This is a genomic window from Sphingomonas kyeonggiensis (assembly GCF_014196745.1).
GTDB classification, from domain to species: Bacteria; Pseudomonadota; Alphaproteobacteria; order Sphingomonadales; family Sphingomonadaceae; genus Sphingomonas; species Sphingomonas kyeonggiensis.
Genome location: NZ_JACIEH010000003.1, coordinates 146,918 through 164,238, shown reverse-complemented (window position 1 = coordinate 164,238; position 17,321 = coordinate 146,918). Strand labels below are relative to the sequence as shown.

Below are 17,321 nucleotides of genomic sequence, written 5' to 3'. Positions count from 1 at the left end.
AGAAGTGACGAATGGCCGACATCCCCGCCAAGACCGAACTCGCCGTCACCACCGGCGCGATCCGCGGCTCGAAGAAGATCCATGTCGGCCCGCTCAAGGTCGCGATGCGCGAGATCCATCTCGAGCCGGGCTCCGGCGAGGCTCCCGTCCGCGTCTACGACACCTCGGGCCCGTACAGCGATCCCGATGCCCGCATCGACATCATGGCCGGCCTGCCCGAGCTGCGCCGCGACTGGATCCGCGCCCGCGGCGATGTGGAAGAGGTCACCCAGCGCGAGGTCCGTCCCGAGGACAATGGCCAGCTCGGCCCGGATCGCTCGGGCGGCGTCCAGCCCTTCCCCAACGTCCGCAAGAGGGTGCTGCGCGCCAAGCCGGGCGCCAACGTCTCGCAGATGTATTACGCCCGCCGCGGCATCATCACGCCCGAGATGGAATATGTCGCCGAGCGCGAGAATCTCGGTCGCGCCCGCCTCGCCGAATATGAGCGCGATGGCAACAGCTTCGGCGCTGCCATCCCCGATTACGTCACGCCGGAGTTCGTCCGCGAGGAAGTCGCCCGCGGCCGCGCGATCATCCCGAACAACATCAACCACCCCGAATCCGAGCCGATGGCGATCGGCCGCAACTTCCTGGTCAAGATCAACGCCAATATCGGCAACTCCGCCGTCGCTTCGAACGTCGCGCAGGAAGTCGACAAGATGGTCTGGGCGATCCGCTGGGGCGCCGACACGATCATGGACCTGTCGACCGGCCGCAACATCCACGACACCCGCGAATGGATCATGCGCAACGCGCCGGTCCCCGTCGGCACCGTGCCGATCTATCAGGCGCTGGAAAAGGTCGGCGGCATCGCCGAGGACCTGACCTGGGAGATCTTCCGCGACACGCTGATCGAGCAGGCCGAGCAGGGCGTGGACTATTTCACCATCCATGCCGGCGTCCGCCTGCCCTATGTGCCGCTCACCGCCAAGCGCGTCACCGGGATCGTTTCGCGCGGCGGCTCGATCATGGCGAAATGGTGCCTGGCGCACCACAAGGAGAGCTTCCTCTACGAGAAGTTCGACGAGATCACCGAGATCATGAAGGCGTACGACATCGCCTATTCGCTCGGCGACGGCCTACGCCCCGGCAGCATTGCCGACGCCAATGACGAAGCCCAGTTCGCCGAGCTCTACACGCTGGGCGAGCTCACCAAGCGCGCCTGGGAGCAGGACGTCCAGGTGATGATCGAAGGCCCGGGCCATGTGCCCATGCACAAGATCAAGGAGAATATGGACAAGCAGCTCGAGGCGTGCGGCGAGGCGCCCTTCTACACGCTCGGGCCGCTCACCACCGATATCGCGCCGGGCTATGACCATATCACCTCGGGCATCGGCGCCGCGATGATCGGCTGGTACGGCACCGCGATGCTCTGCTACGTCACGCCCAAGGAGCATCTCGGCCTGCCGGACCGCGACGACGTCAAGGTCGGCGTCGTCACCTACAAGCTCGCCGCGCACGCCGCCGATCTCGCCAAGGGGCACCCGGCCGCCAAGGTTCGCGACGATGCGCTCAGCCGCGCCCGCTTCGAGTTCCGCTGGCGCGACCAGTTCAACCTGTCGCTCGATCCCGATACGGCCGAGAAGTATCACGACCAGACCCTCCCGGCCGAAGGTGCCAAGACCGCGCATTTCTGCTCGATGTGCGGCCCGAAGTTCTGCTCGATGAAGATCACGCAGGAAGTGCGCGACTTTGCCGCCAAGCAGAACGCGCCGGTCGAGGGCTTCCTCGCGGCGGAAGATGCCGAGGCCGGCATGGCCGCGATGTCGCAGCTCTACAACGAGACCGGCCGCGAGCTGTACATGGGCCAGGGCGACCGCGAGCACGACTAAGTCCCGAATACCTCCCCGAGCGCGTCTCGGGGAGGGGGCATTCGGCGAGGCCGAATGGTGGAGGGGCAGCGCCGAAGGCACGGGGCAACCTCCTCCGGAACGGACAAGCCTCCCCCCAAAACGGACCTGACCCGCGCTAGCCTGCACCGGCGAGGCAAGCGGGGGAGGGCACGATCATGGCTGGATGGCAGGGACTTGCGGCGGCGATGCTGCTATTCGGGGGCCTCAGCCTGGCCCCGGGGGCGATGGCGCAGGAAGCAGGGCAGCTGGCCGACCGGCCCGATTTCAGCATGGTCACCAGCAAGGCGGCGGCGCAAAGGCTCGTCCGCGAGGGCCGGCTGGTCCGTATCCGCCTCTTCCCCGCCGAACTGGGCGGCCCCGCGGACCCCGGGAACCTGACCTATATCCCGCCCGCGGTGGAATATACCCGCCAGCTCCTGATCGGCACCCTCCAGCGCTTCACCGCGGAGGACCTGATCGACCAGCTCGACGTCCAGGCGGAGTACAAGGGCACCAGCATCGTCCCCTCGCGCATCCACTTCACGGCAAAGCACAGCCGCGGCGGGCCGCCGTTCGAGGGGGTGGTGGAGGTCTGGTGAGGTATGTCAGGTCGTAATAACTGGAGGGTCGTAAGGCATTTACCAATCATCATTCTAAAACTAGCATGGCTATAGGGTGGAGAATCTTGGCCATGATACGTAGCTTAGATGAAATATGCCTTCGCGTCATCTCAGGTGTTAGTCAGAAGCTAATACGCGAAGCAATCCGTTGCTATGAAGCATCTGCATACAGGGCCGCAATCATCTCGGCATGGATTGCTGTATCATCGGACTTGATAGAAAAGCTCCGAGAGCTTGCGGGAGGCGGCGATGCTAGAGCTAAAGAGCTTGAGGCGTCCTTGGATAATTTCCAAGAACGACTTCAAAATAATGATGGAGCAAGTCTGAAGGGACTTCTGGAATTTGAGAGAAATCTCATAGATTTTTTCAAGCAGGATTTCCAATTTTTTGGATCAAATGAATACATAGAGATATCTAGACTGCGTGAAGATAGGCATAGATGTGCTCATCCTTCGTACGACTTCACAGATAATATTTACCAACCATCTGCGGAAGCTGCGCGGTTGCATGTCGTCAATGCTATTGAACTGGTTCTATCTAGGTCGCCAACCTCAGGTAAGCCTGCTTTGGAAAGGTTGATATCTCTTGTATCGTCCAGGCATTTCCCCGAACGATTTGAGGATGTGGTCATTCGGCTAAAAGCTTCTGAATTTGGGCAGGCAAGGGAGTCGCTCATTAAAGCATTTGTTGACACCATGATTTATCAGAGTGTTGAAGAGGGCTCAGATCTATATCTGAATATGTCTGCCGTAATAGCGTTGCATGCCTCCATAGAGATGTATCGTGAGACTGCATTTCCGCGTGCTATTCAGCAAATAAATAAGTTGATACCTAAACTGGCAGACCAGCATATGTGGGTAGCTGCGGCAGAAGTATTTATGATACCCGATTTGAGGCCAGAAATAGATCTGGCGAATAGAGCGACCCTCAGTAGATGGATCGAGAATGAAGAAGGAGATTTAGCTGCGAGCTCTGTTAACTTTGCTCTCTCGGTGGACTGAATGAGGTCCGCGGCAATAAGATCGGTCGAAAGATTGTCTGTGGAGCAAATGAGTAGGATACTTGGTAAGCCGGACGATGTTATTCTAGATAGAATTGCTAATATTTTTTGCGAAGTGCCAAATTGGACGGAGGCAAACCTGGTATCTGAGCTGGTTGCAATTCCAAATATTCCGAATTTAGGATTTTATAGAATAGATAGGATTCTTGAGGCTGTCTCGGCTGGTAAAGCTGATTTACGAGGAAGTTTCGGTTTTCGAAAATTTATAGAGAAGCTGTATGAAGAGAGTGGAATTGGTACATCTGTGGTAAATGAGTTACTGCTGAAGCGAGATCTGAATGTGTACATGAGAGAAGGGCAAGTAGAAGGTTAGCGCCTCTTCCTTGAAAAGCTCTCGATCTTTGCCACACGGTCGGATATAACCATGCCCACTCCAGAACCCTACCCCCTCTTCACCCCCCAAGCCGCCCGCGCGACCTTCCGCGCCGGTGGGTTCGTGATGGAGGCCGAGGCGCGGGCCACGCCGCTTGGGTTGCTGGCGATCGGGGGCGTGGATCGCGACGATCCTGTTGTCGATCCCGCCGATCGTACATGCCACGCGCGGCCAGAAGCAGCTTCCCGCGCCGAAGGACCCCGGCTCCAGATCCTGATGGATGCCCTCACGCCACACTCACCGGCAAACCATCCTACAGCCCTCGCAATGTAGGATTTCGTCTGGCCTATCCTGCCCGATGAGCAGGAAACGCATCGCCGCCGCCTCGCGTGCGGCCTCCGCCGGGAAGCGTGGCGACAAGCCGCGCCTCTCCACGCCCGTCCCCGTCCGTCCGCGCCACGATGGCTGGACGCCGGAGAAGCAGGTCGATTTCATCGAGGCGCTGGCCGAGAGCGGCTGCGTTGCCCATGCCTGCCAGCGCGTCGGCATGCAGCCGCAATCGGCCTATACGCTGCGAAGGCGCGTCGATGCGCAGAGCTTCCGCGTCGCCTGGGACCTGGCGCTCGACTATGCCGTGCAGCGTCTCGCCGAGGCGGCGCTCAGCCGGGCGATCCACGGCGTCGCGGTGCCGGTCTTCTTCCAGGGCGAGCAGATCGGCGAGCGCCGCTATTTCGACGAGCGGCTCACCCGCTTCATCCTGGGGCGCCGCGATCCGGTCCGCTACGGCGCCTGGATCGATCGGGTGGAGGAGGCGCGCCGCCATCCTGACGGTGCCGCCCGCCAGCTTTCCTATGCGATCCAGAATCTCGAAGGCGATGCCTATGCCGACGAAGCGGGCGAACCGCGCCCGCGCGATCGCATGCCGATCAGTTGGGCCTTCGTCGTCGATGCCTGGGACGAACGCGTCGCCGATGTCGAACGGCGGGAGGCGGCGCGCGAAGCGGCCGAGGATGCACGCAGGGAAGCCGAATTCGAGGCCCGTCTGGAGCAGCTCGCGCGCGGTGACGAACCCGGGGAAAGCGGGCCCCCGTAGCATAAACTTCGTAAACTTCCGCGGGCGGTGCTGGCCGGCGCCGGGCCCGGCTCAGAGCCCCCGGCGGCGCTTCCAGTCGAGCGTCACGCCGATGCGCTTGTCCCAGCTACCGTCCCATAGCGTCTCCAGGCCGTGCGCCTCGAGCTCGGCGACGATCTCGCGGCCCACCGCCAGGGCGGCGTCCTCGCCTTCGTCGCAGGCGCCGTAGTTGAGGTAGAGCCCGCCGCCGTCCACCGCGCCCTCGGTGTCCTGCATGTGGTAGAAGGCATAGCCGTGCGCCGGGGCGCCGGTCTCCTCGACCGCACGGACCTCGTCCCAGATCTCGGTCGCGCCGCAATTGCCGCAGCAGCTGAAGTTCTGGCGGGCGATCACGCCGTTCTCCTCCAGCGCGGCGAAGGCGGCGTCGAGCCGGTCGCAATCGGTCTCCTCGGGCCATTGGCGCTCGGCATAGCGCTGCTCGGCCAGCGCCTCGCGCAGCGCCTTCTGCGCCATGGGGCGGAGCTCGTCGGGGGTCAGGTCGTCGGCAAAGGCGTCGGCCGCGTTGGTCAGGATCGCGTCCTCGTCATAGAAGCCGCTCGCCACGTCGCGGCGGATCTGGTCGCGCACCCATTCGGCCTTTTCCTCGGGCGGCGTCGCCGGGGGCGCCAGGGCCGCTTCGGTTTCCGCCTCGGGTGCGCGCTTGCCGAACAACCGGCCGAACAGCGACTTCATCATTTCCTCCATCGTCCGGAGGGGAAGATAGCAACTGCGGACGCCCGCGCCTATGCCGGACGCCGCAAAAACGGGGCAAAGCCTGTTCTGGAAGCGCCATCCGGCGCTTCGCGGTGCCGCCCGGAAATGCGCGGCGCGCATTTCCGCACGAGTTCAGAACAGGCCGGGCACGTCGCGCTGGGGCACGCTGGGTGCCTTGGGGCTCAGCAGTTGCTGGGCGCTCGGGCTGCCGGTCTCGCCGGTGCTGCGGGCACTGGCGCTGGTGCCGCCGACCGCGCTGATCGCGGTGCAGCTCTTGCCCTGGATGAAGTCGAGCGCGGCGCGGGTCGATGCCTCGCGCGGGTCGCCCAGCTGATAGGCGATGTCGTCCGACGCGCGGCAGCTCGCCTTCACCGTGCCGGCCAGGCCGTTGAAATAGGCGCCCTGATGGTCGCGATTCTCCAGGGCGAAGGCAATGATCCGGAAGCGGTCGTCGCAGGCAGCCTTGTCGATCGCGATCTGGCCGACCGGTTTGCCATAGGTGTTGGTGCCGACCAGCGCCATGTTGGTGCCGAGATAGGGCAGCATGCCCGCCGCGACGAGCTCGCTGGCCGATGCGGTGCTGGAGGTGCCGATGAAGGCGACCCGGGTCGGCGCGATCGACTGGGTCTGCGGCGCGAAATAGGCGGTCTCGTTCTGCGCCGACTTGCTGGCGCGGAAGGTCATGTAGTCGAACACGTCGGAGGTGCTGCGGTTGGCCCCCATCAGATTGCCCATCAGCTCGGCGATCGAGACCAGGCCGCCGCCATTGTAGCGCAGGTCGATGATCACCTCGGTCACGCCCTGCGCCTTGAAATTGGCGAAGGCGGCGCGCAGCGGCGAATCGGCGGTGTTGATGAAGGTGCGCAGATTGACATAGCCGACGCGGTGGCCGCCATCGTCGATGATCTTGGCGCCGTAGCGCGAGGAGACCGGGTCGAGGGTATAGTCGGTCTTGGAGACGGTCACCACGCGGGTGCCCCCCGCGGTGTCGTTGATCCGCATCACCCGGCTGGTGCCGGCGGTGCTCGGGCCAAGCGCGGCGGTCAGCGCGTCGGTGCCGCCCGAGGCGAGGATGTCGCTGACATTCTGCAGATTGGCGGTGGTGGTGCCGATCGCCTGGATCTCGGTACCGCGGTCGATCCCGGCGGCGAGCGCGCTGGTGCCCTCGAACGTCTCGGCCGAATAGAGGCGGTTGCCGCTCAGGTAGAGCCGGAAGCCGAAGCCCGCGCTCGAGCCGGAATTGTAATAGGCATTCTCCTCGGCGATCGAGGTGACATAGGTGAAATAGCGGTCGCGGCCCTGCGAGCGCGCGGTGGCGGTGAGCGCGTCGACATAGGCGCCAACGGTCGAATAGGGCGTCGGGTCGAGGCTGGTGGGCAGCGTCTCGGGGAAGAGATACCATTCGTTGAGCTGCGCGGCCGCCCAGGTCTGGCGCTCGCGCAGGGTGCAGCCTGCCGCGGTGGTGGGCGTGGGAGTCGGGGTGGAGGTGCCGGTCGATCCTCCGCCGGCCGAGACGGACCCGCTCCCGCCGCCCCCGCTGCAGCCGGCCAGGGAAAGCGCGATCAGGGCGGTCAGGGTACGGCGCATGGGGGTCTCCTTGGCGCGAGCTTAGGCCCGGCCGATTTGCAAGTCATCCCCTTGTTATCGCCGGATTCGACTCAATGCACGGAAAGGAACATAATAAGAACAAATCCAGTGAGTCGGAAGCGTGCCCATGTCCGAGCCAGCTCTGTACGTCATGATAAAGCCGCCGCCGGAGCTTCGCGCGCCCCTGTGCGGCTGCCGCAGCGCGCACCGGCTGGACGCGCACTATCCGCCGGACCGTCGGCATTGCACGATGCTCAAGCTCGGACTTGCCCGCAACTGGGCGCCGCACCGGCTGGGCCGGCTCCGCGAGGAACTGGGGGCGCTGTACTTCGATCCGTTCGATGTGGCGCTCGACGCGATCGACCGGCGGGCGCTGCGGGGGCGCAAGGGCATGCCCGCGCCGGCGGCGTTCCACCGTGCGCTTCGCCGGGCTGCGCGGCGTTGTGGTGTCGAGCTGCCGGTGCACAATTTCTGGCTGCACCTCAGCCTCGCCTACAAGGGCATGGGTGTGCCGCGGAGGGAGATCGATCCGATTGGCTGGCGGGTGGAGGAATTCCAGCTCATCCTGAGCGACCATGGCCACGAAGTGCTGGGTCGCTGGCCGCTCGTGCAGCGCCAGTACGCGCTAGCCCTGTAGCGGCGGCAGCGCCCAGTCGATCGGCTTCTGCCCGACGCTCTTCAGGAATTCGTTGGCCTTGGAAAAATGGCCCGAGCCGAAAAAGCCCGAATAGGCGGAGAGCGGCGAGGGGTGGGGCGCCTTGAGCACCAGGTGCCGCCCGCCCTTGTCGATCGAATCGACGAATGCCGCCTTCTTCTGGGCGTGGCTGCCCCAGAGCAGGAAGACGACCGGCTCGGCACGGGCGTTGACCAGCCGGATCACCGCATCGGTGAACCGCTCCCAGCCGCGCCCCTGGTGCGATGCGGCCGCGCCCATCTGCACGGTGAGCACGGCGTTGAGCAGCAGCACGCCCTGCTCGGCCCAATGCTCGAGAAAGCCGTGACGCGCCGGCGGGATGCCGAGGTCGGTCTCCATCTCCTTGTAGATGTTGACCAGGCTCGGCGGGGTGCGCACGCCCGGCTTGACCGAGAAGCACAGGCCATGCGCCTGGCCCTCGCCATGATAGGGGTCCTGGCCGAGGATGACGACGCGGACATTCTCCAGCGGCGTCAGGTCGAGCGCGCGGAACCATTCGCCGCCTGCGGGGAAGATGCGCTTGCCCGCGGCCTTCTCGGCGACGAGGAACTGGCGCAGCGCCGCCATGTACGGATCGGCGAACTCGCCTTGCAGCGGTTCGAGCCAGCTCGGATGGAGTTTCACCTCGGCCATGGCTTCCTGTCCGGGACCGGCGGCGCCCTGTCAATCGCTGCGCGCGCGGCAATCGGTCCGAAGCGGGCGGCGGGCGCAATCGGTGGCGTCGAAGCGGCACAGCGTCTGGCCCAGCTTCTTGGTGCCGATGTGGAAGTCGAGAAAGTCGGCGCCCTGCCATTCTGGCATCGCCGCGGTCACCGCCTCGCTCGCGTCGCGTCCCTCGGCGCTGCGCCGGACGAAGCCGGTGCGCTGGAGCACGCGCAGCACATGGGTGTCGACGATCAGCACCGGCCGGTCGAGCGTGCTGGCGTTGAGCGTCGCCGCCGCGACCTTGCGGCCGACGCCCGGCAGCCGCTCGAGCCAGCCCAGCGCCTCGCCGAGCGACAGGTCGGCCAGGAAGCGCAGGTCGAAGCCCTTGCGTTCCGCCGCGATCCGCCCGAGCGCACCGATCAGATAGCGTGCCTTGTCCTCGGCATGGGTGACCGCATGGATCTGGCGCAGCACTTCGGCCGGTCCCGCCGCCAGCACCTGGCCGGGCGTGCCGAAGCGCGCGACCAGCCGGTCATAGGCGGCGAGCGACACTGGGTCTTTCGTCCGCCCGCTGATCAGCGACTTGACCAGCGCCCCGATCGGCGAGCGGCGCGGCAGCGGGCCGGCGAGCGCCCGCATCGGCTCCAGCGCTTGCTGCCAGCGCGCTATGTCGTCATGCCCGTAGAAGCCGAAGCCCGATTGCATGGCCGGCGCAATAGAACATAATGAGAACAAGAACAATGGGGCGGCCCGTGCGTTGCCCCGCAAAACAAGAGGAGGAGACGATGCCGTTCACCGGAAGCTGCCACTGCGGCGCGATCGCCTACACGGTCGACGAGGATCCGCCCGGCCAGGCGATGCAGTGCAACTGCTCGATCTGCCGCCGCAAGGCGCCGCTGCACCATTTCACTACGCCGGACCGGTTCACCCTCCACACCCCGCGCGATGTGGTGGCGACCTATGAGTTCAACCATCACGTCATCCAGCATCACTTCTGCAGCAATTGCGGCGTCGCGCCCTTCGCCGAGGGGCGGGGCCCCAACGGGCCGATGGTCGAGATCAACCTGCGCTGCGCCGACGGCCTGGATCTCGATGCGCTGACGGTCCAGCTCTACGACGGCGCGAGCCGTTGAAGCTGGCCGGGGCGGCGGTGCGGTGGCATGGGGCCTCCATGCACATGGACCACGATCCCGCCGCCCCGGCCGCCGAGACGATCGGCTTCGACCAGTTCCTCGCCGTCGACATCCGCGTCGGCACGATCGTCGAGGCAGAGGCGTTCCCCGAGGCGCGCAAGCCGGCCTTCAAGCTGCTGATCGATTTCGGGCCGACGATCGGCCGCAAGCGCTCCTCGGCGCAGATCACCGAGCACTACACACTCGAGCAGCTGCGGGGCATGCAGGTCGCCGCCGTCGTCAATTTCCCGCCGCGCCAGATCGGCAAGATGATGTCCGAGGTGCTGACGCTCGGCTTCCCCGATGCCGAGGGCAGGGTGGTGCTGTTCCACCCCAGCGAGCGGGTGCCGGACGGGGGCCGGTTGTTCTGATCCGGTAGCGCTAACAAATCCGTTGAAACGAGCCGGACACAAGCATAGCCTCCCCGCAAAATAACGAGGGGAGGCATATATGACCAAGCGACTGGCGCTCGCCGCCATTGCCCTGGCGATTCCGGCCGGGCTCGCATTCGCACCGCTTGCCGCGCAGACGGCACCGGCGGAGCCCGAAGTCCTCAACAACGCCAATCCGGATAGCTTTCAGGTCTACGGCCTGCCGGGCGGCGCCAAGCCGCAATCGGTGAAGGACGCCAAGGTCCAGTTCGGCAAGGCGATCCGCGTCGAGACGCCGGGTGGCGGCAATCCCTGGAGCATCGGGGTCAATTCGCCGCTCCAGCTGGGGGTGAAGAAGGGTGACAAGATCGTGATCGCCTTCTACGCCCGGGTGCAGAAGCCGGCCGAGGGCGCCACCACCGCCGAGATCGCCAACGCCCAGATCCAGCTCGCGGCGGCACCCTATACCAAGCTCTTCGGCAACCCGGTGACGGTGGGTCCGGACTGGAAGCTCTACACTGCCGCCGGCCATGCCGACCGCGACTATGCCAAGGGCGAGCTCGCCGCCGCGCTCCACGTCAACACGGCGAAGCAGACGCTCGACATCGGCGCGATGGCGGTGCTGAACTATGGGCAGAAGCCCTGAAGCCATGGTTGCGTGGCCGATGCGTCTGCGCCAGTTGGCCGTGCGATAAACATCAGGAGAGCGCGTACATGGCCGAGGAACCGATCAAGGGACCTGCTTCCTATTTCCCGTCCATTGAGAAGAAATACGGCCGACCCATCGGCGAATGGCAGGAACTGGTTCGCAAGGCCTTGCCGGCAAAGCACATGGAGCTGGTCGCGATGCTGAAGGACGCGCACGGCATGGGCCACGGACATGCCAATGCCGTCGTGGCGCATGTGCTGGCGGCAGAGAAGAACTAGGCGAAGAACTAGGCCCGCACCACCGTGACCAGATAGTTCAACGCTTCGCCGGTGCCGGTCACGAACCCGCGCGCCGGCGAGAAGCCCAGGCCGGTGCGGTCGATCACCTTCAGCCCCGCGGCCGTCAGCAGTTCCTCCAGCTCCTCGGGACGGAGGAACTTGTTCCAGTCGTGCGTGCCGGGCGGGATCGCGCCGGTGCCCTCGGCGAGCGTGATCATCGCCAGGTGCGAGGCGAGCGTGCGATTGGGCGTCGAAAGGATCATCAGCCCGCCCTCGGCGAGCGCACCGGCCAGCGCGCCGACGAACGCAGCCGGATCGGTGACGTGCTCGATCACTTCCATCGAGGTGACCAGATCGAAGGTCCGGTCCGGCAGGTTCTCGATGCCACCGGCGATATACTCGATGGCGAGTCCGGTCGCGGCGGCATGGGCGCGGGCGGCGCCGATATTCTCGGGCGCGGCGTCGATGCCGGTCATCTTCGCGCCCAGCCGGGCGAGGGGCTCGGCGAGCAGTCCTGCGCCGCAGCCGACGTCGATCGCGGTCCTGCCCGCCAGCGGGGCGAAGCCGGCGGAATCGCCGCCCCAATGCGTGTCGATCGCGGCGCGGATATAGCCCAACCGCGCCGGATTCAGCCGGTGGAGCATCGCCGAGCTACCCTTGGGATTCCACCAGTCTGCCGCCAGCTTGCCGAAATGCTCAGCTTCACGCGGGTCAATTGTTGCTTTGGTTGCGCTTGCCATGCGCCGCTCCTATCAGGACGCCCCATTATCGTCATCCCCGCGCAGGCGGGGACCAGGCCCGCAAAGCAGACAGGCTCTTTCCATGGCGCGTATCGTGATGAAGTTCGGCGGCACCTCGATGGCAGGCATCGAGCGCATCCGGAACGTTGCGAAGCGCGTCAAACGCGAATGGGACGCCGGCAACCAGGTCGCGGTGGTCGTATCGGCGATGGCCGGCGAGACCGACCGGCTGGTCAATTTCTGCCGCGAGGCGAGCTCGCTCTATGATCCGCGCGAATATGACGTGGTCGTCTCCGCTGGTGAGCAGATCACCTCGGGCCTGCTTGCGGTCGCGCTGCAGGCGCTCGGCGTGCCGGCGCGCTCCTGGCTCGGCTCGCAGGTCGCGATCCATACCGATGCCGCCCATGCCAAGGCGCGGATCCAGACGATCGATTCGGCCGGCCTCGAAGAAGGTTGGGCGCGCGGTGAAGTCGCAGTGATCCCGGGCTTCCAGGGCGTCACCAACGACGGCAGCAACCGCGTCACCACGCTCGGCCGCGGCGGCTCGGACACGTCGGCGGTGGCGGTGGCGGCGGCGGTAAAGGCCGATCGCTGCGACATCTACACGGACGTCGACGGCGTCTACACCACCGATCCGCGCATCGTCCCCCGGGCCCGCAAGCTCAAGAAGGTGACGTACGAGGAAATGCTGGAGCTCGCCAGCGTCGGGGCCAAGGTGCTCCAGACGCGCTCGGTGGGCTTGGCGATGAAGGAACAGGTCCGCGTTCAGGTGCTGTCGTCGTTCACCGGCGACGATGCTCCGATGGCGGACACGCTGCCCGGAACGATGATCGTGGGCGAAGAGGAGATTCAGGACGTGGAAAGCCAGCTCATCACCGGCATCGCGCACGACAAGAACGAAGCGAAGATCACCCTCACCGCGGTGCCGGACAAGCCCGGCGCGGTGGCGTCGATCTTCAATCCGCTGGCCGCGGCCAACATCAACGTCGACATGATCATCCAGAACATCGCGCACCAGAGCGCGGGTTCGGCGAGCGCGACCGACGTGACCTTCACCGTGCCGGCGGCGGACCTCGCCCGCTCGATCGAGGCGCTGAACCAGGCCAAGGCCGCGATCGGCTTCGCCGACCTGCTCCAGGACACGCGCGTCGCCAAGATCTCGGTGGTCGGCGTCGGCATGCGCAGCCATGCGGGCGTGGCGGCGACGATGTTCAAGACGCTCGGCGAGCGCGGGATCAACATCCAGGCGATCACCACCTCGGAGATCAAGGTCTCGGTGCTGATCAACGAGGACGAGACCGAGCTGGCGGTGCGCATCCTCCACACCGCCTATGGCCTGGACGCGACGGACGAGGCCGCCTGATCCTTTTCTGATCGCCGGCTGCAACGAACCGTAACATGCGGCGCGATGCTGCCATGTTTCGGTCGCGGTGCCGCCGCGCCGCCATGGTTGGGGCAAAACCGTGATGATGTGGCTGCGCACCCGTCTCTTCGCTGATTCGGGGCTGCTGCGCAGGCGCGGCGCCGCGCTGCTCATCGCGCTCGTCATCGAGCTGCTGCTCCTGGCGCTGCTGCTGTTCTTCGTGCCGCCCTTGCCGGGCCGCAAGCACGGCAACAGCCTCAACACCTTCGGGATCGAGGCGTCGAAGGGCGAGGAAAGCCCCGACAAGAAGCCGGCCGAGAAGCAAGAGAAGAAAGCCGCGCGCGCCCAGAAGACCCAGGCACAGGCGCAGACCCAGCCGCCACCCCCGGTGCCCACGCCGATCGAGACGCCGGTGCCGGTCGGCCCGCCGACCTTCCTCAAGCTCAGCCGCAACGACTATCAGCAGGGCGACATCTCGAAGGTGCCCTCGCGTGCCGAGACCACCGACGGCGCGTCCACCGAAACGGCCGACGCCGGTGGCGGGGGCGGGTCGAACGACACACCGACCGCGGGCCGCAAGGGGCGCAACGGCGAGACGCTCTACATTGCCGAATGGGTGCGCGAGCCGACCAATGCCGAGCTCAACCCCTATATCAACGAAAACCGTGCGCGCTTTCCGGGCTTCGGTCTGGTCGCCTGCCGCACTGCGGCGCGCAACCGGGTCGAGGATTGCTACGAACTAGACGAGACGCGCGGCACCGGTTTCGCCGGATCGGTGCGCCAGGCCGCCTTCCAGTTCCTCGTGCGGCCCCCGCGGGTGAACAACAAGCTGATGGTCGGCGAATGGGTGACGATCCGCATCGACTATCACCGGACCGTCCGCGAACGTTAGGGCGGGAACTGCAGGGACCCTTGCCGGGCGACGGGTTGCGGGGCTAGGCGAGGGGGATGACCAATGCATCTTCCGTCGGCGCAGAGCGCCTGGCCCGCCGCATGGCGCGCGGCTGCGAATTCCTGGGCACCGATACCGCCATCCTGGGCGGCGCCATGTCCTGGGTGTCCGAGCGCAACCTCGTCGCCGCCATCTCCAATGCCGGCGGCTTCGGCGTGATCGCCTGCGGCGCGATGACGCCCGAGCTGCTCGACAAGGAGATCGCCGGGACCAAGGCGCTCACGTCGAAGCCCTTCGGCGTCAACCTGATCACCATGCACCCCCAGCTCTTCGAACTGATCGAAGTGTGCAAGAAGCACGATGTCGGCCATGTCGTGCTGGCGGGTGGCCTGCCGCCGGCGGGCTCGCTCGACGCGATCAAGGCGAACGGCGCCAAGCTGATCTGCTTCGCCCCCGCGCTCAGCCTCGCCAAGAAGCTGATCCGCAGCGGCGTCGATGCGCTGGTGGTCGAGGGCATGGAAGCGGGCGGCCATATCGGCCCGGTCTCGACCAGCGTGCTCGCCCAGGAGATCCTCCCCGAAGTCGCCGAGCAGGTTCCGGTCTTCGTCGCCGGCGGCATCGGCCGCGGCGAGGCGATCGCCGGCTATCTCGACATGGGCGCGGCGGGCGTCCAGCTCGGCACCCGCTTCGTCTGCGCGAGCGAGAGCATCGCGCACGCCAATTTCAAGAAGGCGTTCATCCGCGCCTCGGCCCGTGATGCGATCGCCAGCGTCCAGATCGATCCGCGCCTGCCGGTGATTCCCGTCCGCGCGCTCAAGAATGCCGCGGGCGAGCTGTTCTCCGCCAAGCAGCGCGAAGTCGCCCAGCTGCTCGACGAGGGCAAGGTCGAGATGCTCGAGGCCCAGCTCCAGATCGAGCATTACTGGGCGGGCGCCCTGCGCCGCGCGGTGATCGACGGCGATGTCGAGCATGGCAGCGTGATGGCGGGCCAGTCGGTCGGCATGGTCTCGAAGGAAGAGCCGGTCGCCGACATCATCGCCACGCTGATGGCCGAGGCGGCCCACGCGCTGGAGAAGCGCGCGGCCTGAGCCCTACAGGGGAGCGCCTCAGCGGCGCTCCCGATACAGCTGCCAGAGCTCCTTGGCGCACTGGAAGGCAGTGGCAGCGGCGACGACGATCACGGCGATCTCAAGGCTCTTGTCGAGGCTCTCCTGGATGCGGGCGGCCTTGGCCGTGTCGGTCCCGACGACGGTGACGATCTGCCCGGCCTCGTGCAGCACCTTGGCGATGAGCAGCGTGGCGGCGGTGGTACCGAGGATCAGCACGGCGCGCACGGCCTTCCAGCCCGGGCGCAGGAAGCCGATCAGGCTCAGCGCGATCCGCGACCAGACCAGCAGCGCGACCGGCCAGTAGAGCGTAGCCCAGACCTGCGCGCCGGTGATGCGCACGCCGGCATCGTGCGGCACGAAGGGGAAGGTGAAGCCGCCCGCCCACCAGATCAGGAAGGCGATGCCGAAACCGACCTCGAACAGCGGCTCCCAGCGCTTGCGCGGCGGCAGGTCGAGGCGAAGCTTGCCGAGATCGGGTAGCTCCTCCGGCTTCCATTTGGCGAGATAGGAATCGAGCCAGCCGAGCCGCTCGATCACGGCGAAGGCGAGCGTCACCAGCGCGGCATTGTAGAGCAGCGTATGCACCAGCGCGCCCGAACCGTGCGCCACCGCCTGGCCGAGGTCGCCGGTCACCACGATCCCGCCGCCGATCTGCACCAGCTCGATCACCGCGACCACGGCGAGCACGACCTTGAGCACGAACCAGTAGAAGGGAAACACCTCGGCCCCGATCAATGCGCGCTGATCGCCATACTGCCCTGCCACCGCGATCGGATGGCCGAACTCGCGCAGCAGCTGGCTGATCTCGTCGCGGGTCAGCGCACGGCCCAGGCCCTCCTCGCGATCCTCGATCCGCGCGGCGATCAGGTCGGCCAGCTCGGCGATGATGTCGTCAGCCTTGGCGGCGGGCAGGTTCCAGCGCACCGCGCCGAGATAGCGTTCGATGAGGTCCATCACTTGTCTCCCTGCGTCAGGCGGAGGATCGATTCCGAGATCGCGTTCCATTCGGCGAGCAACTGGCCGAGCACGTCGAGGCCGACCGGGGTGAGCCGGTAGAAGCGCTTGTTGCGCTTGGCCTCCTCGCGCCACTCGCTGGTGAGCAGCCCCTGTGCTTCCAGCCGGCGCAGCAGCGGATAGAGCGCGCCTTCGTCGATCGGCAGCCCGGCTTCCTCCAGGCTGGTGCGCAGCGTGTAGCCATAGCGCTCCTCGCGCAGCGCCCCGAGCACCGCCAGCACCAGCGATCCGCGTCGCAGCTCGACGCGCAGTTTCTCGAACAGGTCGTCTTCGACCGGCATCGTCCTGTGCCTCATATCGTGTATGACGCATACTATGTAGCGCACAGTATATTAAAGAGCAAGAGGCGCGCCGATCGTTACGCAAGTGCTTGTAATTTGCGACGAATCGAGGCGGTAAACTTCTGATTCAGAAGGATCCTTCAGGCCGGATTCAGCGCGATCGGTGATGCTGCCGGCAGGGGATGGAGACCGGGGGGTTTCTTGCATGAAGACGTTGATCTGGGGCGCTGCGGCGCTCGTTGGAATCGTGTGCGCGGTGCCTGCGCATGCGCAATATCGCGGTGGCCAGGGGTTCGACCGGCCCTTGCCGCCGGCGGGTTCGGTACCGAACCAGCTGATCCCGGCGATCGCCGCCGACGGGCGGTATGACACGGTCAATCACAACCTCTCGCGCGACCAGACGGCCTGGCATGTGCGTGCGGCGCTCAATGTGGCGGCGCTCGGCTGCCGTGACGTGGCGGAGCGCGAGACGGTCGCGGCGTACAATGCGATGCTCGGCCGGCACCGGGCCTCGCTCGCCGCTGCTGATGCGGCGGTGAAGGGCCAGTACCGCGTCCGCTATGGCGCGGGCTGGGATTCGCGGCACGATCGCGACATGACGCGCGTGTACAATTTCTTCGCCCAGCCGCCGGCCCAGGCCGGCTTCTGCCGCGTCGCGCGCGACGTGCTGGCCGAGGCGGGGCGGGTGGCGCCCGAGCAGTTCGCGGCCTTCGCGGCCGACGCGCTGCCCCGGCTGGAGGCGCCCTTCACCGACTTCTACCGCGACTATGACGCGTGGCGTGCCGCCGACCTCGCCTGGCGCGGGCAGCTGGCCAGCCTCCAGCGCTGAAAAACATA

At 66.0% G+C, this 17,321-nt stretch carries 21 protein-coding genes; 14 read left to right on the top strand and 7 right to left on the bottom strand.

Going from position 1 to position 17,321, the window contains the following annotated elements; genetic code table 11:
- Positions 1 to 11 precede the first annotated feature (11 nt).
- From thiC to GGR46_RS15790, 5 genes are all read left to right on the top strand, one after another.
- The gene (thiC, locus tag GGR46_RS15810) at positions 12 to 1,871 is read left to right on the top strand and encodes a phosphomethylpyrimidine synthase ThiC (protein ID WP_183999005.1); all 1,860 of its coding nucleotides are present in this window, start codon (positions 12 to 14) and stop codon (positions 1,869 to 1,871) included.
- A gap of 206 nt (positions 1,872 to 2,077) precedes the next feature.
- Positions 2,078 to 2,470 (top strand): hypothetical protein, encoded by a 393-nt coding sequence (locus GGR46_RS15805; RefSeq protein WP_221262826.1) that lies wholly within the window; start codon positions 2,078 to 2,080, stop codon positions 2,468 to 2,470.
- Positions 2,471 to 2,556: 86 nt separating this feature from the next.
- The gene (locus GGR46_RS15800; protein ID WP_183999003.1) at positions 2,557 to 3,492 is read left to right on the top strand and encodes a hypothetical protein; all 936 of its coding nucleotides are present in this window, start codon (positions 2,557 to 2,559) and stop codon (positions 3,490 to 3,492) included.
- Positions 3,493 to 3,540: 48 nt separating this feature from the next.
- Entirely contained in the window at positions 3,541 to 3,864 is a 324-nt protein-coding gene (locus tag GGR46_RS15795) for a hypothetical protein (RefSeq protein ID WP_183999002.1), read from the top strand.
- 358 nt (positions 3,865 to 4,222) lie between these two features.
- Positions 4,223 to 4,957, top strand: a complete 735-nt coding sequence (locus GGR46_RS15790; RefSeq protein WP_183999001.1) for a hypothetical protein — start codon at positions 4,223 to 4,225, stop codon at positions 4,955 to 4,957.
- A gap of 51 nt (positions 4,958 to 5,008) precedes the next feature.
- Here GGR46_RS15790 and GGR46_RS15785 read toward each other — a convergent pair whose 3' ends face one another.
- Both GGR46_RS15785 and GGR46_RS15780 read right to left on the bottom strand, forming a co-directional pair.
- Positions 5,009 to 5,668 carry a DUF6891 domain-containing protein gene (locus GGR46_RS15785; RefSeq protein WP_246426185.1) on the bottom strand — a complete coding sequence of 220 codons (660 nt, stop codon included), beginning with the start codon at positions 5,666 to 5,668 and terminating at the stop codon, positions 5,009 to 5,011.
- 153 nt (positions 5,669 to 5,821) lie between these two features.
- Complete coding sequence (locus GGR46_RS15780; RefSeq protein ID WP_183998999.1) at positions 5,822 to 7,276, bottom strand: S41 family peptidase; 1,455 nt, start codon at positions 7,274 to 7,276, stop codon at positions 5,822 to 5,824.
- Positions 7,277 to 7,403: 127 nt separating this feature from the next.
- Here GGR46_RS15780 and GGR46_RS15775 point away from each other — a divergent pair, with 127 nt between their 5' ends.
- A complete protein-coding gene (locus tag GGR46_RS15775) occupies positions 7,404 to 7,913 on the top strand; it encodes a 2'-5' RNA ligase family protein (RefSeq protein ID WP_183998998.1) in 510 nt (169 codons plus the stop codon).
- On the opposite strand, the gene ung is transcribed toward GGR46_RS15775, so the two are convergent.
- Entirely contained in the window at positions 7,902 to 8,603 is a 702-nt protein-coding gene (gene ung / locus GGR46_RS15770; RefSeq protein WP_183998997.1) for a uracil-DNA glycosylase, read from the bottom strand. The genes GGR46_RS15775 and ung overlap by 12 nt on opposite strands.
- 30 nt (positions 8,604 to 8,633) lie before the next feature.
- Positions 8,634 to 9,320, bottom strand: coding sequence for an endonuclease III domain-containing protein (locus tag GGR46_RS15765; protein WP_183998996.1), 687 nt, complete (start codon positions 9,318 to 9,320; stop codon positions 8,634 to 8,636).
- 80 nt (positions 9,321 to 9,400) lie between these two features.
- On the opposite strand from GGR46_RS15765, the gene GGR46_RS15760 reads away from it, so the two are divergent.
- The 4 genes from GGR46_RS15760 (at position 9,401) to GGR46_RS15745 (ending at position 11,085) form a co-directional block, all read left to right on the top strand.
- Positions 9,401 to 9,748, top strand: coding sequence for a GFA family protein (locus GGR46_RS15760; RefSeq protein ID WP_183998995.1), 348 nt, complete (start codon positions 9,401 to 9,403; stop codon positions 9,746 to 9,748).
- Positions 9,749 to 9,786: 38 nt separating this feature from the next.
- Complete coding sequence (locus tag GGR46_RS15755) at positions 9,787 to 10,158, top strand: tRNA-binding protein (RefSeq protein ID WP_183998994.1); 372 nt, start codon at positions 9,787 to 9,789, stop codon at positions 10,156 to 10,158.
- Positions 10,159 to 10,237: 79 nt separating this feature from the next.
- Entirely contained in the window at positions 10,238 to 10,804 is a 567-nt protein-coding gene (locus GGR46_RS15750) for a carbohydrate binding domain-containing protein (protein WP_183998993.1), read from the top strand.
- Between the two features lie 68 nt (positions 10,805 to 10,872).
- Positions 10,873 to 11,085 (top strand): DUF4287 domain-containing protein, encoded by a 213-nt coding sequence (locus GGR46_RS15745; RefSeq protein ID WP_183998992.1) that lies wholly within the window; start codon positions 10,873 to 10,875, stop codon positions 11,083 to 11,085.
- Positions 11,086 to 11,093: 8 nt separating this feature from the next.
- Here GGR46_RS15745 and ubiG read toward each other — a convergent pair whose 3' ends face one another.
- The gene (gene ubiG / locus GGR46_RS15740; protein ID WP_183998991.1) at positions 11,094 to 11,825 is read right to left on the bottom strand and encodes a bifunctional 2-polyprenyl-6-hydroxyphenol methylase/3-demethylubiquinol 3-O-methyltransferase UbiG; all 732 of its coding nucleotides are present in this window, start codon (positions 11,823 to 11,825) and stop codon (positions 11,094 to 11,096) included.
- An 82-nt stretch (positions 11,826 to 11,907) separates the two neighbouring features.
- Here ubiG and GGR46_RS15735 point away from each other — a divergent pair, with 82 nt between their 5' ends.
- From GGR46_RS15735 to GGR46_RS15725, 3 genes are all read left to right on the top strand, one after another.
- Positions 11,908 to 13,188: an aspartate kinase gene (locus GGR46_RS15735; RefSeq protein ID WP_183998990.1), complete on the top strand. Its 1,281-nt coding sequence runs from the start codon at positions 11,908 to 11,910 to the stop codon at positions 13,186 to 13,188.
- A 103-nt stretch (positions 13,189 to 13,291) separates the two neighbouring features.
- Entirely contained in the window at positions 13,292 to 14,080 is a 789-nt protein-coding gene (locus GGR46_RS15730) for a hypothetical protein (protein WP_184000051.1), read from the top strand.
- A 56-nt stretch (positions 14,081 to 14,136) separates the two neighbouring features.
- Positions 14,137 to 15,168 carry an NAD(P)H-dependent flavin oxidoreductase gene (locus GGR46_RS15725; protein ID WP_183998989.1) on the top strand — a complete coding sequence of 344 codons (1,032 nt, stop codon included), beginning with the start codon at positions 14,137 to 14,139 and terminating at the stop codon, positions 15,166 to 15,168.
- Between the two features lie 18 nt (positions 15,169 to 15,186).
- Here the strand turns inward: GGR46_RS15725 and GGR46_RS15720 are convergent, their stop codons facing one another.
- Positions 15,187 to 16,143, bottom strand: coding sequence for a hypothetical protein (locus GGR46_RS15720; RefSeq protein WP_183998988.1), 957 nt, complete (start codon positions 16,141 to 16,143; stop codon positions 15,187 to 15,189).
- The gene (locus GGR46_RS15715; protein WP_183998987.1) at positions 16,143 to 16,484 is read right to left on the bottom strand and encodes a PadR family transcriptional regulator; all 342 of its coding nucleotides are present in this window, start codon (positions 16,482 to 16,484) and stop codon (positions 16,143 to 16,145) included. The genes GGR46_RS15720 and GGR46_RS15715 overlap by 1 nt, the downstream gene beginning before the upstream one ends.
- A 205-nt stretch (positions 16,485 to 16,689) precedes the next feature.
- Between GGR46_RS15715 and GGR46_RS15710 the strand changes: the two genes are divergently transcribed.
- Positions 16,690 to 17,313, top strand: coding sequence for a hypothetical protein (locus GGR46_RS15710; RefSeq protein ID WP_183998986.1), 624 nt, complete (start codon positions 16,690 to 16,692; stop codon positions 17,311 to 17,313).
- Positions 17,314 to 17,321 lie beyond the last annotated feature (8 nt).

Excerpts from the sequence above, each read along its gene's own strand:
- thiC (WP_183999005.1), top strand. The coding sequence starts at position 12 with ATGGCCGACATCCCCGCCAAGACCGAACTCGCCGTCACCACCGGCGCG.
- GGR46_RS15805 (WP_221262826.1), top strand. The coding sequence starts at position 2,078 with ATGCTGCTATTCGGGGGCCTCAGCCTGGCCCCGGGGGCGATGGCGCAG.
- GGR46_RS15795 (WP_183999002.1), top strand. The coding sequence starts at position 3,541 with ATGAGTAGGATACTTGGTAAGCCGGACGATGTTATTCTAGATAGAATT.
- GGR46_RS15790 (WP_183999001.1), top strand. The coding sequence starts at position 4,223 with ATGAGCAGGAAACGCATCGCCGCCGCCTCGCGTGCGGCCTCCGCCGGG.
- GGR46_RS15785 (WP_246426185.1), bottom strand. The coding sequence starts at position 5,668 with ATGAAGTCGCTGTTCGGCCGGTTGTTCGGCAAGCGCGCACCCGAGGCG.
- GGR46_RS15780 (WP_183998999.1), bottom strand. The coding sequence starts at position 7,276 with ATGCGCCGTACCCTGACCGCCCTGATCGCGCTTTCCCTGGCCGGCTGC.
- GGR46_RS15775 (WP_183998998.1), top strand. The coding sequence starts at position 7,404 with ATGTCCGAGCCAGCTCTGTACGTCATGATAAAGCCGCCGCCGGAGCTT.
- ung (WP_183998997.1), bottom strand. The coding sequence starts at position 8,603 with ATGGCCGAGGTGAAACTCCATCCGAGCTGGCTCGAACCGCTGCAAGGC.
- GGR46_RS15765 (WP_183998996.1), bottom strand. The coding sequence starts at position 9,320 with ATGCAATCGGGCTTCGGCTTCTACGGGCATGACGACATAGCGCGCTGG.
- GGR46_RS15760 (WP_183998995.1), top strand. The coding sequence starts at position 9,401 with ATGCCGTTCACCGGAAGCTGCCACTGCGGCGCGATCGCCTACACGGTC.
- GGR46_RS15755 (WP_183998994.1), top strand. The coding sequence starts at position 9,787 with ATGCACATGGACCACGATCCCGCCGCCCCGGCCGCCGAGACGATCGGC.
- GGR46_RS15750 (WP_183998993.1), top strand. The coding sequence starts at position 10,238 with ATGACCAAGCGACTGGCGCTCGCCGCCATTGCCCTGGCGATTCCGGCC.
- GGR46_RS15745 (WP_183998992.1), top strand. The coding sequence starts at position 10,873 with ATGGCCGAGGAACCGATCAAGGGACCTGCTTCCTATTTCCCGTCCATT.
- ubiG (WP_183998991.1), bottom strand. The coding sequence starts at position 11,825 with ATGGCAAGCGCAACCAAAGCAACAATTGACCCGCGTGAAGCTGAGCAT.
- GGR46_RS15735 (WP_183998990.1), top strand. The coding sequence starts at position 11,908 with ATGGCGCGTATCGTGATGAAGTTCGGCGGCACCTCGATGGCAGGCATC.
- GGR46_RS15730 (WP_184000051.1), top strand. The coding sequence starts at position 13,292 with ATGATGTGGCTGCGCACCCGTCTCTTCGCTGATTCGGGGCTGCTGCGC.
- GGR46_RS15725 (WP_183998989.1), top strand. The coding sequence starts at position 14,137 with ATGACCAATGCATCTTCCGTCGGCGCAGAGCGCCTGGCCCGCCGCATG.
- GGR46_RS15720 (WP_183998988.1), bottom strand. The coding sequence starts at position 16,143 with ATGGACCTCATCGAACGCTATCTCGGCGCGGTGCGCTGGAACCTGCCC.
- GGR46_RS15715 (WP_183998987.1), bottom strand. The coding sequence starts at position 16,484 with ATGCCGGTCGAAGACGACCTGTTCGAGAAACTGCGCGTCGAGCTGCGA.
- GGR46_RS15710 (WP_183998986.1), top strand. The coding sequence starts at position 16,690 with ATGAAGACGTTGATCTGGGGCGCTGCGGCGCTCGTTGGAATCGTGTGC.